Below are 15,227 nucleotides of genomic sequence, written 5' to 3'. Positions count from 1 at the left end.
CATTCTCAGGTTTATACTGAAATCGACTGGAGTTTGAGAAAGTAGGTGGAATGACGATGGATTACTTTATGGTACCGCTTTTGGTCATCATCAGTATTCTTGCCGTACGCGGAGCATGGTACAACAAAAAAACCGGAAACAAACCCGGCTTTGTGATCGGTGGCATCTTTACATTGGGAGTCGTTGGAGTGACTTTGCTTGCTTTGTATGATTTCTTTATCGGACTCCAATAAAAGCGGTAACAAGGTTTTCATCGGCCCTGGTGAGAACCTTGTTTTTTTGTTCCATCCGAAAAAAAGGCACCCGGAAATGGGTGCCTTTTTTTGGTCAACGTCAGATTTGCGTGTCGGGACCATAGGATTCCAAACGTTCTTTGACGCGATTCAAGAAACGTCCCGCCACCAGGCCGTCGAGAATCCGATGGTCGAGGGACAAGCAAATATTCATCATGTCCCGGACGGCAATCATGTTGTTATAGATCACCGGGCGCTTCACGATCGCTTCAAAGGACAGGATGGCTGCCTGCGGCGCATTGATAATGGGTTGCGACTGGATCGAACCGAATGAACCGGTATTGTTCACCGTAAACGTTCCGCCCTGCATGTCGGCCAGTTCCAATTTTCCGTTCCGTGTTTTTTCGGCCAGGTTTTGTACGGCTTTGGCCAGTCCCAGAATGCTCTTTTCATCCGCATCATGAATCACCGGTACATACAAGGCATCATCGGTGGCCGTGGCCATCGAAATATTGATGCGTTTCTTCAGGATGATTTTGTCGTCCGCCCAAACCGAATTGAGGATCGGGTATTCTTTGAGCGCATCCACAACCGCTTTGATGAAGAAAGGCATAAAGGTCAACTTGACGCCTTCGCGTTTTTGGAAGTCATGTTTGATGCGGTTGCGCAATTCCACAAGCCCCGTTACATCCACTTCCATCATCGTCCAGGCATGGGGTGCTTCATGCTTGCTTTGCACCATGCGGTTGGCAATGGTACGGCGCACGCTGGAGACAGGAATCTCGGTATCGCCATTTTCCAGCACAATGCCGGAACCGGATGCCGGTTTGGCAGCGGGTTTGTCTGCCGCGGCTTTGGGTTCGGCCGCTTTTTCCGGAGCCGGTGCTGCCGGTTGAGACGGTTGAGCCGGAGCAGCGGCCCTTCCGGTTCCTTCTTCAATCGCTTTCAGGACATCTTTACGGGTGATCCGTCCCCCTTTTCCGGTTCCGGTCAATTGCGTCAAATCGATGTTATTTTCCTGGGCCAAGCGCATGACGGCCGGAGAATAGCGATGTTTGTTGGAATCCTCTTTTTGTGCGGCCGGTTTTGGTTCCGGTGCTTTGGCTTCTTCCCGGGCGGGAGCGGAAGCTTCTTCTTTGGCCGGTACTTCCGTGCCGCCTTCTTCGCCTGCCACTTCGATGCGGCAAATGAGTTGCCCGACTTCGACGGTTTCGCCTTCTTCAGCAATGATTTCCGCCATTGTTCCTTCATAAGTTGACGGAACTTCGGCATTCACTTTGTCTGTGGACACTTCACAAATCGGTTCATATTTGGCTACAGGATCTCCTGGTTTTTTCAGCCATTTTGCAATGGTGCCTTCGGTTACACTTTCCCCGAGCTGAGGCATTAAAATATCGGTCGCCATTTTGGGAAGAACCTCCTCATCTGGTTAGAATTCTGCTAATTCGCGAATGGCATTTGCAATTTTTTCCGGATTCAACATAAATTCTTTTTCAAGCGGCGGGCTGTACGGCATGGCAGGTACATCCGGACCGCAAAGACGTTTGATGGGGGCATCCAATTCAAATAAGGCTTCTTCGGCAATGACCGCAGAAACTTCCCCGGCAAATCCTCCTGTTTTATTATCCTCATGAATCACGATCACTTTTCCGGTCTTTTTCACCGCATCGAGAACCGCTTCTTTATCCAGCGGGACCAATGTGCGCAAATCCAGGACATGGGTGCTGATTCCTTCTTCTTTTTCCAATTTTTCAGCAGCCTGCAAAGCGTAATGAACCATCAGACCGTAGGTGATCACAGTGACATCGGATCCTTCCCGCTTCACTTCAGCCTTTCCGATCGGAACGGTATAATCCTCTTCCGGAACTTCTCCTTTAATCAACCGGTAACAACGTTTGTGCTCAAAGAACAACACCGGGTCGTCATCGCGGATCGCCGATTTTAATAACCCTTTGACATCATAAGGAGTGGATGGCATCACAATTTTCAATCCGGGAACACCGGTGAACAGCTTTTCCACGCTTTGTGAATGGTACAATGCACCGTGAACGCCTCCGCCGTACGGAGCACGAATCACCATGGGCACATGCCAGGTGCCGTTGGAGCGGTAACGAATCCGCGCCGCTTCACTGACAATTTGGTTATACGCCGGCATGATGAAATCCGCAAACTGGATTTCAGCCACCGGACGCATCCCGTAAGCCGCTGCGCCAATCCCGACTCCGACAATCGCAGATTCCGTCAGGGGCGTGTCCAGCACCCGTTCCGGCCCAAACTGTTCATACAGGCCGTCGGTTGCCCGGAAAACACCGCCGCGCACCCCCACATCTTCTCCAAGCACGAAAACACGTGAATCACGTTCCATTTCTTCCTTCAGTGCTTGTGTCACCGCATCAATATATGAAATGACCGGCATATTCATTCCCTCCTGCTCGATTAGGCATATACATGATCATGAATGGTTTCAGGTTCCGGATAAGGTGCTTTTTCCGCATAATCCGTGGCATCATTCACCTCTTTGGCGATTTGATCCTGAATTTCTTTTTCTTTCTCCTCGGTCAACACACCTTGATCCATCAGGTAATTTTTAAAGACGACCAATGAGTCTTTTTTCTTTGCTTCTTCCACTTCTTCCCGTGCCCGGTAAGTACGGTCATCATCATCACTGGAGTGCGGAACCAAACGGTAGGAAACGGCTTCGATCAATGTGGGGCCTTCTCCCTTCCGGCCACGTTCAGCTGCTTCTTTGACCGCTTTGTAAACTTCAAGCGGATTGTTTCCGTCCACTTTGATGCCGGGGAATCCGTATCCCTCTGCCCGTTTCCACACTTCGCCCCCGGCCACTTGCTTGGAGAGCGGCACGGAAATGGCATATTTGTTGTTTTCCACCATAAAGATCACAGGCAGTTTATGAACCCCCGCAAAGTTGCATGCCTCATGCCAATCCCCCTGGTTGCTGGAACCTTCCCCGCAAGTGGTGAGGACCACATGATCTTTGTTTTCCAGTTTTCCGGCATAAGCGATTCCCACCGCATGAAGCACTTGGGTCGTCACCGGGCTGGAACCGGTTAAAATGCGGAAACGGTGATCTCCATAGTGTCCGGGCATCTGGCGTCCGCCGCTGTTTGGATCTTCTGCTTTGGCAAAGGCAGACAGCATTTGGTCTCTGGCGGTTTGCCCAAATACCAGCATCATGCCCAAATCACGGTAATAAGGGCAGAGCCAGTCTTTTTCGCGATCCAATGCAAACGTAGCCCCCACCTGGATGGCTTCCTGACCTTGACAAGAGATCACGAAGGGAATTTTACCGGCCCGATTCAAAAGCCACATGCGCTCATCCACTTTGCGCGCCAAAAGCATGTAACGGTACATATCCAACACTTGGTCATCGCTTAATCCCAATTCCCGATGGTTCAATTCGCTCATCAAAAAACGCCCCTTTCGTTAACCATGGATCGGTTTTCCGTCAACAGCCATCGCTGCTTCGGCATAAACCTCGGATAATGTCGGATGCGGGTGAATGGTATGGGCAATTTCCCAAGCCGTTGCATCCAATACTTTCGCCAGCCCGGCTTCCGAAATCATATCGGTTGCATGGGGACCGATGATATGCACACCCAGCAAGTCATCAGTTTTCTTGTCGGAGATGATTTTTATGAATCCGTCCATTTCTCCGAATACCAATGATTTTCCGACGGCCCGGAACGGAAACTTGCCGACTTTGACTTCATAGCCTTTCTCTTTGGCCTGTGCCTCGGTCAAACCGATGCTTCCCACTTCCGGACGGCTGTATGTGCATCGCGGAATGGTGAGCGGATCAATCGGATAAACTTCTTTGCCGGCCATGTGTTCCACTGCCAAAATTCCTTCATGCGAAGCCACATGAGCCAACTGATATCCGCCGATGACATCACCAATGGCGTAAATGTGGCTTTCTTCCGTCTGCATGAATTCATTGACTTGAATGACACCTTTTTCCACTTTGATCGAGGTGTTTTGCAAGCCAATGTCATCGATGTTGGCTTCACGCCCGACGGATACAAGGGTGCGGTCGGCCTCCAGTGTTGTCACTTCCCCGCCTTTTTCCACCTGCATGGTCACTTTTCCATCCTGAGCAGTGACGGTTTCCGGCAGCACTTTGGCACCGGTCAGGATTTTTACTTTTCTCTTCTTCAGAAGACGGGCCATCTCCTTACTGACATCCTCATCTTCCAAAGGCAAAATCCGGTCCATATACTCCACAATGGTGACATCCACACCAAAGTCGCTCAGCATGGAAGCCCACTCAACCCCGATAACGCCGCCTCCGATGATAATCATGGATTTCGGAAGCTCTTCCATTTGCAAGGCATGGTCCGAGTTCATGACAAATTGACCGTCAACTTCGAGCCCCGGCAGTGTTCGGGGTCTGGAACCCGTTGCAATCAACACGTTTTTGGGAACCAACATCGTCGGTTCTTCACTGCTGTCCGCGTGCTCCACGGAAATGGTCCCGGGCATCGGCGAGAAAATGGACGGGCCCAAAATGCGGCCGGTTCCGTAATAAACATCCACTTTATTTTTCTTGAGAAGTCCTTCGACTCCTTTATGCAAGGTGTCGACCACTTTTTGTTTTCTTTTTTGCACCCGGTTAAATTCCAGACTGACATCCCCGACAGTGATTCCAAATTCTTCGCTGTTTTTCATGTTATGGTAAAGCTCGGCGCTTCTCAACAAAGTTTTGGTCGGGATGCATCCTTTATTTAAGCAGACGCCTCCCAAGCGTTCCTTTTCGACAACAGCCACTTTCATTCCCAGTTGGGCGGCACGGGCAGCGGCGACATAACCGCCGGGCCCGGCCCCCAATACGACGAGATCATAGTTCTCAGCCATGGACTACCTCGACTCCTTTTTCTATCGGTGGATAATGCTTGGCCTCTTCTTCGCCGCGAACCACACGCAACGTTCCTTCGACCAATGCTTGCAATTCATTTTCTCCAGGGACCACATGCACAGGGGCAATCCAATCCACACGATCTTGGATCATTTTGGTGAAAGATTTCCCGTAGGCCAGACCGCCCGTCAAAATGATGGCATCCACTTGTCCGTTTAACACCGTGGAATAAGCTCCGATTTCTTTGGCCACTTGATAAGCCATCGCTTCATAAATCAAAGCCGCCTTTTCATCCCCGTTTTCAATCATCTTTTCTACTTCGCGGGCATCCGTCGTTCCCAGATAACCCATGAGTCCGCCTTTCCCGACAACCATGCGCATAATTTCACTGGCAAAGTATTTGCCGGAAAAACAGAGGGAAATCAAATCGCCAACCGGCACCGTCCCCGCACGTTCGGGCGAAAACGGTCCTTCTCCGTTCAATCCGTTGTTGACATCAATCACCCGGCCTTCCAGATGCGCACCCACCGTGATGCCGCCTCCCATATGCACAACAATAAAACGGCTTTTTTCATAGGTCATCCCCAATTTTTGAGCAACGCGCCGGGCCACTGCTTTTTGGTTCAAAGCATGGAAAATGCTTCTCCGCTCAATTTCAGGAATCCCGGAAATCCGTGCAACCGGTTGCAATTCATCCACCACCACCGGGTCCACGATGAATGCCGGAATATTCAATTGATCCGCAATTTCTTGGGCAATGATGGCACCCAGGTTGGAAGCATGTGTGCCATATTCCGCTGAACGCAGATCAGCGATCATTTCTTCATTCACTTTGTAAGTTCCGCCCGGAATCGGTCTCAACAACCCTCCGCGTGCGACCACGGCGTCCAGTTTGTTCAAGTTGATCCCTTCGCGATCCAAGGTGTCCAGAATCACCTGTTTGCGAAACGGATATTGGTCAAACATGTCTTTAAACTTTGCTATTTCATTTGGATCATGGCGCAATGTTTCTTCCAAAATCGGTTTTTCGTCCGCAAACACACCGATTTTCGTCGAAGTTGATCCAGGGTTAATTGCCAGAACCCGAATCGGCTCCACCTTCAACACTCCATTCTAATCTGCCTGCAATTTTCCATCCCTTATTTGTTGTTAAAATTGATCAGGTTGCGTTGATCTTGCAAAAATGTGCTTCTTGTTTTGCGCATCATTTCAATCCGTTCTTCCGCCATGCGGTCTGCTGCGAGATAGCTCGGAATGCCGTCCCGTTTTGCGATCTCAAACACTTTCAGGATTTTGTCGTAAATGCCTTCCACTTTTTTCATCGCACGCTCACGGTTATAACCCAGCAATTCATCGGCGACATTGATCACGCCTCCGGCATTGATCACATAATCCGGCGCATAGACGATTCCTTTTTCTTCAAGCATTTTTCCATGGCGCTCTTCTTTCAGCTGATTGTTTGCCGAACCGGCCACCACTTTGCATTTCAAGCGTTCAATGGTTTCGTCATTAATGATCGCCCCGAGCGCACAAGGAGCAAAAATGTCGCATTCCACATCATAGATTTTGTCCGGATGAACAAATTCGGCACCAAATTCTTGCACGGCACGGTCTGCATTTTCTTTGTTGATGTCGGTCACAATCAATTTGGCCCCTTCATTATGCAAGTGCTTACATAATTCGTAAGCAACATGTCCCACTCCTTGAACAGCCACCACTTTGCCTTCGAGTGAGTCATCGCCGAAAGCTTCTTTTGCAGCCGCTTTCATTCCACGGTATACGCCGTAAGCCGTCACCGGTGAAGGGTTGCCGCTGGAACCGAAAGCGGGCGATACGCCTGTCACGTAACGGGTTTCCTCATGAATGATATCCATGTCTTCCACAGTGGTTCCCACGTCTTCCGCCGTGATGTACCGTCCGTTCAATCCTTGGATAAAGCGTCCCAAAGCACGGAACATGGCTTCGTTTTTGTCTTTTCTCGGATCGCCGATGATCACCGTTTTTCCGCCGCCGAGGTTTAAGCCGGCAGCTGCATTTTTGTAAGTCATCCCTCTTCCCAGGCGCAGCGCATCCTCGATGGCTTCTTCTTCCGAAGCGTAAGTCCACATGCGCATACCACCCAGAGCCGGCCCCAGGGTGGTATCATGGATACAAATGATGGCTTTGAGGCCGGACTCTTTATCTTGGCACATGACGAGTTGTTCATAATCATATTTTTCCATGTAATCGAAGATTTTCATCTTTCATTCCTCCTCAATCAGATCATTGGGCTGCTGCTTGCAACACGGCAAGCGCAATCGAATACAGTTTGGATTCCGGCGAATCCGCACGGGAAGTCAATACCACCGGAGCGGCAGCTCCCAGAACAACGGCACCGATTTTACTGTTGGCAAAATACACCATGGATTTGTACAGCATGTTTCCTGCCTCAATGTCCGGCACCAACAAAACATCCGCACGTCCGGCAACAGGACTCTCAATTCCTTTATGTTCCACTGCTCTCACGGACACCGCATTGTCCAAAGCAAACGGCCCGTCCACCAAAGCGCCTTTGATTTGGCCGCGGCGGTTCATTTGCGCGAGAGCGGCAGCATGAAGTGTCGCGTCCATATTGGGATTTACCACTTCCACTGCACCCAGGACCGCGACTTTCGGTTCGGTATTTCCGAGCGTGTGACAATACCGGATCACATTTTGGGCAATTTGGGTTTTTTCTTTCAGATCCGGAGCCACATTCAATGCCGGGTCGGTGACATGAATCAAGTGGTCATATCCCGGAACTTCAAACGTGGCCACATGGCTCAATACAGCGCCGGTTCTCAAGCCTTTTTCTTTATTTAAGACGGCCCGCAAAAAGTCAGCCGTTTGAACCATCCCTTTCATCACCACATCGGCTTGTTGGTCACGAACGGCGGATACTGCCATTTTTGAAGCTTGCGCGGGGGAATCCGCATGAAAGATTTGCCCGTCATTGATATCAAGACCGATTTGTCGGCTGATCTCCCGGATCTTGGCTTCGTCCCCAAACAACAGGAATTCGGCAATTCCATGTTGCATGGCATCACGAACAGCCTCCAACACATCCTGATCATCGGCTGCTGCGACGGCAACCTTGACGGACGGCAACGATTCTGCTTTTTTTAGTATTTCTCCAAAGGATCTCAACATACTTAAACACCTCTTCATTCCGGCTATTGTTTGAGTCGTCCTTTCCATTCGTCAATGATAGTTTTTACGATTTCGCCGGCCGCCATACTGATATGCAAATGGCGTGCCAACCTCGTCAAAAAATGAAAATCCCGCGATTTTATCAGCGGCTTTTGTTATTTTAGATTTTTTTCGTTTGCAAAAGTGTGCAGAGAAAGGAAATTTTTTTCATGCAATTTTTTGCAAAATCAAATCAGATCGTATTTCTCCAGCTTGTAATAAAGGCTTCGGACGGAGATTCCCAGCGCTTTGGCCGTCTCCGTTTTGTTCTTGTTGGTTTTTTCATACACTTTTTTTAAATAATTTTTTTCAAATTGTTGTATAACATCTTTCAACGGTTGAATATCTGTATCACTTTCCAACCGGCCATTTAAGTCTTGTCCCTCTTTTGCCCGGGATAAATCCAAAGGCGGCAAATGTTTTTTCTTCATGACCCTTTCGTTAAACTCCATATTGATCATGGCCCGCCCCAAAACGTTTTCCAATTCGCGGACGTTTCCCGGCCAGGAATATTGATGCAAGGTTTGGATCGCTTCCAGATCAATCTCTTCCACATTCCGTCCATATTCCTGGTTAAACTTTTTAATCAAATGCCGGGCCAAATCCACCAGGTCTTCCTTCCGCATGCGAAGCGGGGGAATATGAATCGGCAATACGTTCAGGCGGTAATACAAGTCCTCCCGGAAGCGTTTTTCCTGAATGGCCTTTTCCAAATACACATTGGTTGCCGCAATCACCCGGACATCAATCGGAATCGATTTGGTACCGCCCACCCGCAAAACTTCTTTTTCCTGCAGCACTCTGAGCAGTTTTGCTTGGGTGCTCGGCTTCAGCTCGCCGATCTCATCCAGAAAAATGGTGCCGCCGTTGGCTTCTTCAAAAAGGCCTTTTTTTCCGCCGCGCCTTGCTCCGGTGAACGCTCCTTCTTCGTAGCCGAACAACTCGCTTTCCAACAAGGATTCGGACAAGGCGGCACAATTCACCCGGACAAACTGGTTGTATTTGCGGTCACTGGCATTGTGAATGGCATGAGCAAACAGTTCCTTCCCGGTTCCCGATTCCCCTCTCAACAAGACGGTCGCTCTGGTTTCTGCCGCTTGCCTGGCCTGTTCGATGCTGTATTTCATCGTTTCGGAACTTCCGATAATGTCATCAAATGTATATTTGGCTTCCAGGTTACGGATAATCCGGCGCGCCCGTTCGAGATCCCGGTTCAGCCGTTTGATCTCGGAAACATCGTGAATAATTCCCACACTGCCTTTCAATTCCCCTTCCATCATGATCGGAGCCACATTGACCAATACTTCTTTCCGATGGGGACCCACTTTTAATTGGACGCCGCGCACCGGCTTTTTGGTCCGGAGCACCTTCATATGCATGCTTTCCCCTTCGGAGATATCCGTATCCGCCGGCTTCCCGATGATGTCTTCCGGTTTCAGTCCGGTTAATCGGGTGTAGGCCGGATTGATCAGTATTCCCATTCCGTTGGTGTCCACGACGGAAATGGCATCTTCCGAGGAATCGATGATGGCCTGCAGCAAGCTTTTCATGCTTTCCAAGTCGATGATTTGTTGGGACATGTTCTTCAGCTCGCTGATGTCCCGGAATACAGAAACCGCTCCGATCACCTTTCCGTCTTGCCCCTTTACCGGCACACGGTTGGTCAATATCTCCATTCCGCTGGGAAGTTTAAACTTTTGATTCAATTCCGCCTTTCCGTTGTTTAAGACCCACTCCAAACGGGATTTGGGGATCACATCTTCGATTTTTTTCCCCAGCACATTGGCGGCCGAGGTTCCGATCATCTTTTCCGCCGCCCGGTTAAACAACGTGATCCGGGCTTCTTTATTCACCGCAATCATTCCGTCATGGGTGGAATCCAAAATCGTTTCCAACTCTTGTTGCCGGCGCTTGTAAGCCATGAACCACTTCTTTTTTTCTTCCACCAGCCGGATCAACAGATCGACCACCGCGCCTGAAATCAACAAGGTGTCTTCATGTTTCAATTCCCCCAGCCGGTCATAAACTTTCGGATCTCCCGTCACTTCCAATACCACATCCGGCGCCGGATCCAGGAAAGGTTCGAATTGTCTTCCTGTGGGAATCCCATGTTTCTCAGCTTCTGAAATCGCAGGAGCGTCAGGATTTACATCAACCACTCCGATCACTTTGACAAAATCAATGGACAACAAGGTTTGCAAGATGGCAATCCCGCCCTGACCGCCTCCCACAATAAGAAACGTTTTCATCGGAATTCCTCCTTCCTCCTTCGCCATTCATCTTATCATATTGTTTCTCTGAAAAGCGGGTGGTAATATCCGCTAACCTGCGCTACTATGTTTAAAGAAGATACAGAAAGGACGGACCGGATTGATGAAACCATCAAAACCTGTGTATGAACGTATCTTGGCCATCATTATCATGTGCATTCCGGGAGCATCGGCCGCATACAGTTGGAAATGGATGCGCGACATATTCCATGATTTTCTGTCCGGCCAACCCTTTGCCTGGCTGCCGTTTACAGGTTCCCTCATCTTATTTCTGGCCAGCATCGCCTTTCTGGGTGGTTTCATTTTTCACCATGACAAAAAAAGAAACCGGCTCAAAAGTCAAAAAGGCAAAATTTCCTCTTAACCTTTTTTGACTGCACAAAAAAGAGGATGAAGGGATTCTTCCCCATCCTCTTTTTGATTTCTGTCCGCCGCATCTTCAGGCTTTATCCAAAAGCCCGGCGGTGGAAGCAGGCTCCTTCTCTTTCTCTTCCATTTTTTTGGACGCTTTGTCTTTTTCAAATAATGCAATCATGCCCGGCAACAGCATGCCCCGGATCAAAAAAGTGTCCAACAAAATGCCCACAGCCACAATGAAACCAAAGACAAACAGAAGCTGTATCGGCTGGGTCATCAATACCGCAAAGGTTGCGGCCAAAATGACTCCGGCGGAGGAAATGACCCCTCCCGTGCTGGCCACGGCATTTTCGACCGCTTGCTTGACCGGGTGTTTTTTCCGCTCTTCCTGGAACCTGGACATCAGCATGATGTTATAGTCGATGCCCAGTGCCACCAGGAACACAAACGAATACAACGGAACCCGGTTGCTGATGGAATCAATGCCGAAGAACCACTTGGTCAACAGCATTCCCAGCCCCAACGCGGCCAAAAACGATATCAAAATGGTTCCCATCATGTATACCGGCATTTTAAAAGACCGGGTCAAAACAATCAGGAGCAAGAAAATCAAAATGGTTTCCAACAGGACAATGAGCCACGTGTCCCGGTTATTGATGATACGGTCATCCACTTTGTTGGCGGTTTCCCCGGCAAAGTACAAGTTGCCTTTCAATCCGCTCTCTTTTAAAATCTGCCCCGAATGGTTGACCATTTGTTCCATGGCATCCATGGTTTTCACCGCATAGGGATTTTCGTCAAAAGTCAGCTGAAAACGGACCACTTTTCCGGATTCGTCCGTTCCATTGGGGCGCACCTGGCTGACGAGCGGCTGTTTTTCCAACGTCTGTTGCAAGGAATCCATCTGCGTTTTGGTAACCTTCTCCTCCGCTTCCAACAAAACGGTGGTCGGTGCCAAATCCCCTTTGGCAAACTTTTGCTCCAGCACTTCATACCCTTGGCGCGAAGGCATATCTTCCGGGAACGATTTCATCGTGTCAAACTCATAGTTCAAGTTCGTCAAATAGCTTGCCGACAAAAGGAGAAAAATCCCGATGGCCGCCACAAAAACCCCCGGTTTCTTGACGACCGTATGCCCGATCCGGCTCCAAACGGCGTTGTTTTTGATATTTGCTTCCCCGACCCGGGGCACTTTGGGCCAAAATGCCTTTCTTCCGAAAGCCGCAAACAAAGCAGGAATCAAGGTCACGGATGCCAGCATGACCACCGCCATCGCCGTGGAAAAAGTCGGGGCAAAGTTCCGGTAATCCCCAAACTGAGCAAAGAACAAAACAAGCATGGCGGCCAAAACCGTTCCACCCGAGAAGAAGACCGGCATCCCCGTGCCTCTCATGGCCGATTTCATGGCGGCAAATTTGTCCTCATGCACTTTCAGTTCTTCCCGGAAACGGGAAAAGACGAACAAAGAATAATCCGTGATGGTTGCAAACAAAAGAATTGACATAATCGAAACCGTCTGATTACTGTATACCAGCCCGGCTTTCCCCATCAACCCCAGAATCTGCATCACAGCCTCATAAACAAATGCCGCGGCGATCAGCGGAATCAGGGCCAACAATGGAGAACGATAAATCACAATTAAAAGAACAAGGATTAACCCGATTGTTGAGAAAAGAAGCACCAGATCTGCTCTGGAGAAAAGATCCAGTGTGTCCGCGGCAATTCCGGCCGGACCGGTCACATAAAGCTGAATTTCCGGATGATTCCCGACGGTCTCCAAAACCTGATCCCTTACCTCTTTGATCTCTTTCGTTTCCAGCGATTCATCAAACATGTAAGGAAGGACGGCGGTTGTCTTGTCATCCGAGAAAAATCCCATCATTGCCTGGGGAGGCAGGTTTTGCAGGGGAACGGCGGATTTCAGCCCCTTCAGATCTGCTCCCTCAATTTTCTTCAACAACTCCAAAAGCGTTTCGGCTTTCAATTCACCGTGTTTGGACTGAAAAACAAAAATGGCGGGTGTTCCGTCCTGACGAAAGTACTGATCCAGTTTCTTTTGGGCAATGACCGATTGGGCTTCACCCGGGAGAGAGTCCACTTGGCTCACTTCATAATCTTTTGCCCCCGGAGCAAAAAGGGCGAGCAGAACCACGGCAATCAGCCATACGGCCAACGTGATCCAAACTCCCTTCTTCGTAGTCACACGATCCGTCACTGCTTGCAGAACCTTGTGCATCGCTTATCTGATTTCCCCTTTCCACGAAAAGTAACAACACTGTCACTTTGAATTTAAATTGACACAAGTGTCACTTAAGATCATAAACATTGGTGACACTTGTGTCAATCAAAAAACAATATACGAATTCTTCTCAACGTTTAACCATTCCATAAAAGATGATTTCCTTGATGCTCTTGACCCATTGATCCCATGGAACTTCACTGCGTGGAATGGCCACAGAGTTAAAAATAAATCCCAAGATCAGTTCATCCGGAATTTCCTCTTTCAATACCTGTTCTTTGCGCCCCAATTGGATTAATTGTTGCAAGCGGTCATAAATCATTAAATGGAGTCGGCTTAATTCTTCTTTTTTCTCTTTGACCTTGTTCGTACTTGCTGAAATTTGCTGTCCGATCTCCATAAGTTGATCAATATTTTCGTTTTCAAATAAAAGGTGCAACAGAAATTCAAACTGGGCGAAAAAACCTTGCCTGCTTTCCATTTCATTCAGTTTCATAAGAAACCGATTCATTTCATCAATCATATAAGCCATAATTAATTCATCTTTATTCTCATAATATTTGTAAATGGTCCCGCGTGATACATTCAAACATTCTGCCAACCGGCTGAGGGTAAAAGCGTCATAACCTTTACATTGAAGAATTTGTTTGGTTTCACGAAACAATTCATCTGTTGAAAACTTGCGTTCCCGAGCCACCCTGTCGCCTCCAATCCATTTTCAATGTCTGATGCAACCATTTATTTTAACATGATTTCGGCCCTTCTCCGTTTTTTCTTTTTCATTCACTGTTTTGGGCGTTTATACATAATGTGGAAAAAAAGCAATTGCGGAGGAGAATGGAGCTTATGTCACTTCCAAATCTGAATTGGTTCAGCCATTGGCACAGGCAATCGCTCATCCCCTTGTTTCAATATTACCGCACCCGGCTGGAGGAGCAATTGCAAGCCACTGCCGACCCCCACAAGAAACAAGCGGGACGGAAGTTGTGGAAGCAAATCTGCAATTTGGAAAAGCAAGTACCTTTTAAAGACCCTTATACCCTTTACCAAACTTTACAGCAACTCATCGCACGATTCCAAAACCTTTCCACGCCCATCACAATTTCTTTTGCTGAAGAAACACCGAAACCGCCGGAATCCCCCAAACCATTGCAAGAGCCCCGCGTTCCCGTCGGACAACATCAACTGCCTCCGCTTCCCTATCCCTATGATGCGCTGGAACCGTATATTGATGCGGAAACCATGCAACTGCATCACGACAAACATCATCAAAGCTATGTGGACGGACTGAACCGGGCTGAAAAAATGATCCAAACCGCCCGTCTGGAAGGGGATTTTACTTTGTTGAAGCATTGGGAACGGGAAGCCGCCTTCCACGGTGCCGGCCACTATTTGCACACCATCTTTTGGGAAATCATGAATCCGGAAGGAGGCGGGGAACCGTCCGGCTCTCTCCGAAACCAAATCAATACGGATTTTGGCAGCTTCGAACGGTTTCAGGAACACTTCTCCCGCGCGGCGGAACAGGTGGAAGGAAGCGGTTGGGCCATTTTGGTCTGGAGCCCGAGGGCCCATCGCCTGGAAATTTTGCAAGCGGAAAAACACCAAAACCTTTCCCAGCAAGATGTGATTCCTTTGCTGCCCCTGGATGTTTGGGAACACGCTTATTATTTGAAATATAAAAATAATCGCAAAGCATACATCGACAACTGGTGGAATGTGGTTTATTGGCCGGAAGTAAAAAAACGTTTTTCAACCGTCAGGAAAGTGACCTGGTCCCCTGCTTAAAAAAGGAGGCAATGACTGATGGGCAAAAAAAGAATACATTCGACAAACCGGCAGGAACAACGTCCTGCCAAACCCAAATACACTTCCCGTGCAAACCTTTTTCATCAACAAGTGGTGGCACCGCTGGAAAAAAGATTTCGCCAAGCTTTAAAAGCCCGCCGATATGAAGAAGCCGAATCCCTTTACCGGGAAATCACCGAAGCGAGAAAAGAACACCGGTTATGGATTGACCGTTCCGAAAAAGTACGAATCCGCTGATG

14 protein-coding genes are annotated in these 15,227 nt (G+C 48.7%); 4 read left to right on the top strand and 10 right to left on the bottom strand.

Annotated elements, in window-relative coordinates; all coding sequences use genetic code 11:
• Positions 1–56 precede the first annotated feature (56 nt).
• Positions 57–233, top strand: a complete 177-nt coding sequence (locus H1R82_RS04215; RefSeq protein WP_156097763.1) for a hypothetical protein — start codon at positions 57–59, stop codon at positions 231–233.
• Positions 234–333: 100 nt separating this feature from the next.
• On the opposite strand, the gene H1R82_RS04210 is transcribed toward H1R82_RS04215, so the two are convergent.
• From H1R82_RS04210 to H1R82_RS04175, 8 genes are all read right to left on the bottom strand, one after another.
• Positions 334–1,638 carry a dihydrolipoamide acetyltransferase family protein gene (locus H1R82_RS04210; protein WP_181731664.1) on the bottom strand — a complete coding sequence of 435 codons (1,305 nt, stop codon included), beginning with the start codon at positions 1,636–1,638 and terminating at the stop codon, positions 334–336.
• A 24-nt stretch (positions 1,639–1,662) separates the two neighbouring features.
• Complete coding sequence (locus H1R82_RS04205) at positions 1,663–2,649, bottom strand: alpha-ketoacid dehydrogenase subunit beta (RefSeq protein ID WP_181731665.1); 987 nt, start codon at positions 2,647–2,649, stop codon at positions 1,663–1,665.
• 20 nt (positions 2,650–2,669) lie between these two features.
• Positions 2,670–3,659 (bottom strand): thiamine pyrophosphate-dependent dehydrogenase E1 component subunit alpha, encoded by a 990-nt coding sequence (locus tag H1R82_RS04200; RefSeq protein ID WP_037997459.1) that lies wholly within the window; start codon positions 3,657–3,659, stop codon positions 2,670–2,672.
• Between the two features lie 18 nt (positions 3,660–3,677).
• Positions 3,678–5,105: a dihydrolipoyl dehydrogenase gene (gene lpdA / locus H1R82_RS04195; protein ID WP_181731666.1), complete on the bottom strand. Its 1,428-nt coding sequence runs from the start codon at positions 5,103–5,105 to the stop codon at positions 3,678–3,680.
• On the bottom strand, positions 5,098–6,210 hold the full coding sequence (buk, locus tag H1R82_RS04190) for a butyrate kinase (RefSeq protein ID WP_181731837.1): 1,113 nt from the start codon (positions 6,208–6,210) through the stop codon (positions 5,098–5,100). Before buk ends, lpdA begins: the two co-directional genes overlap by 8 nt.
• A gap of 35 nt (positions 6,211–6,245) precedes the next feature.
• Entirely contained in the window at positions 6,246–7,346 is a 1,101-nt protein-coding gene (locus H1R82_RS04185; protein ID WP_181731667.1) for a Leu/Phe/Val dehydrogenase, read from the bottom strand.
• Between the two features lie 22 nt (positions 7,347–7,368).
• The gene (gene ptb, locus H1R82_RS04180) at positions 7,369–8,274 is read right to left on the bottom strand and encodes a phosphate butyryltransferase (RefSeq protein ID WP_181731668.1); all 906 of its coding nucleotides are present in this window, start codon (positions 8,272–8,274) and stop codon (positions 7,369–7,371) included.
• Between the two features lie 227 nt (positions 8,275–8,501).
• Positions 8,502–10,562 carry a sigma-54 interaction domain-containing protein gene (locus H1R82_RS04175; protein ID WP_181731669.1) on the bottom strand — a complete coding sequence of 687 codons (2,061 nt, stop codon included), beginning with the start codon at positions 10,560–10,562 and terminating at the stop codon, positions 8,502–8,504.
• A gap of 124 nt (positions 10,563–10,686) precedes the next feature.
• Between H1R82_RS04175 and H1R82_RS04170 the strand changes: the two genes are divergently transcribed.
• Complete coding sequence (locus H1R82_RS04170) at positions 10,687–10,947, top strand: DUF2627 domain-containing protein (RefSeq protein ID WP_181731670.1); 261 nt, start codon at positions 10,687–10,689, stop codon at positions 10,945–10,947.
• 75 nt (positions 10,948–11,022) lie between these two features.
• Here H1R82_RS04170 and H1R82_RS04165 read toward each other — a convergent pair whose 3' ends face one another.
• Positions 11,023–13,176, bottom strand: coding sequence for an MMPL family transporter (locus H1R82_RS04165; protein WP_181731671.1), 2,154 nt, complete (start codon positions 13,174–13,176; stop codon positions 11,023–11,025).
• Positions 13,177–13,309: 133 nt separating this feature from the next.
• Positions 13,310–13,876 carry a TetR/AcrR family transcriptional regulator gene (locus H1R82_RS04160; protein ID WP_181731672.1) on the bottom strand — a complete coding sequence of 189 codons (567 nt, stop codon included), beginning with the start codon at positions 13,874–13,876 and terminating at the stop codon, positions 13,310–13,312.
• A gap of 149 nt (positions 13,877–14,025) precedes the next feature.
• Between H1R82_RS04160 and H1R82_RS04155 the strand changes: the two genes are divergently transcribed.
• Positions 14,026–14,967, top strand: coding sequence for a superoxide dismutase (locus H1R82_RS04155; protein ID WP_232333872.1), 942 nt, complete (start codon positions 14,026–14,028; stop codon positions 14,965–14,967).
• An 18-nt stretch (positions 14,968–14,985) separates the two neighbouring features.
• Entirely contained in the window at positions 14,986–15,225 is a 240-nt protein-coding gene (locus tag H1R82_RS04150) for a hypothetical protein (RefSeq protein WP_181731674.1), read from the top strand.
• Positions 15,226–15,227 lie beyond the last annotated feature (2 nt).

The organism is Thermoactinomyces intermedius (assembly GCF_013912365.1).
GTDB lineage: Bacteria > Bacillota > Bacilli > Thermoactinomycetales > Thermoactinomycetaceae > Thermoactinomyces > Thermoactinomyces intermedius.
Note: the sequence above shows the minus strand (reverse complement) of the source record. Positions and strands in the feature narration are given on the sequence as shown.

Excerpts from the sequence above, each read along its gene's own strand:
- H1R82_RS04175 (WP_181731669.1), bottom strand. The coding sequence starts at position 10,562 with ATGAAAACGTTTCTTATTGTGGGAGGCGGTCAGGGCGGGATTGCCATC.
- H1R82_RS04150 (WP_181731674.1), top strand. The coding sequence starts at position 14,986 with ATGGGCAAAAAAAGAATACATTCGACAAACCGGCAGGAACAACGTCCT.
- H1R82_RS04200 (WP_037997459.1), bottom strand. The coding sequence starts at position 3,659 with ATGAGCGAATTGAACCATCGGGAATTGGGATTAAGCGATGACCAAGTG.
- lpdA (WP_181731666.1), bottom strand. The coding sequence starts at position 5,105 with ATGGCTGAGAACTATGATCTCGTCGTATTGGGGGCCGGGCCCGGCGGT.
- H1R82_RS04155 (WP_232333872.1), top strand. The coding sequence starts at position 14,026 with ATGTCACTTCCAAATCTGAATTGGTTCAGCCATTGGCACAGGCAATCG.
- H1R82_RS04210 (WP_181731664.1), bottom strand. The coding sequence starts at position 1,638 with ATGGCGACCGATATTTTAATGCCTCAGCTCGGGGAAAGTGTAACCGAA.
- H1R82_RS04185 (WP_181731667.1), bottom strand. The coding sequence starts at position 7,346 with ATGAAAATCTTCGATTACATGGAAAAATATGATTATGAACAACTCGTC.
- H1R82_RS04215 (WP_156097763.1), top strand. The coding sequence starts at position 57 with ATGGATTACTTTATGGTACCGCTTTTGGTCATCATCAGTATTCTTGCC.
- H1R82_RS04205 (WP_181731665.1), bottom strand. The coding sequence starts at position 2,649 with ATGCCGGTCATTTCATATATTGATGCGGTGACACAAGCACTGAAGGAA.
- H1R82_RS04165 (WP_181731671.1), bottom strand. The coding sequence starts at position 13,176 with ATGCACAAGGTTCTGCAAGCAGTGACGGATCGTGTGACTACGAAGAAG.
- H1R82_RS04170 (WP_181731670.1), top strand. The coding sequence starts at position 10,687 with ATGAAACCATCAAAACCTGTGTATGAACGTATCTTGGCCATCATTATC.
- ptb (WP_181731668.1), bottom strand. The coding sequence starts at position 8,274 with ATGTTGAGATCCTTTGGAGAAATACTAAAAAAAGCAGAATCGTTGCCG.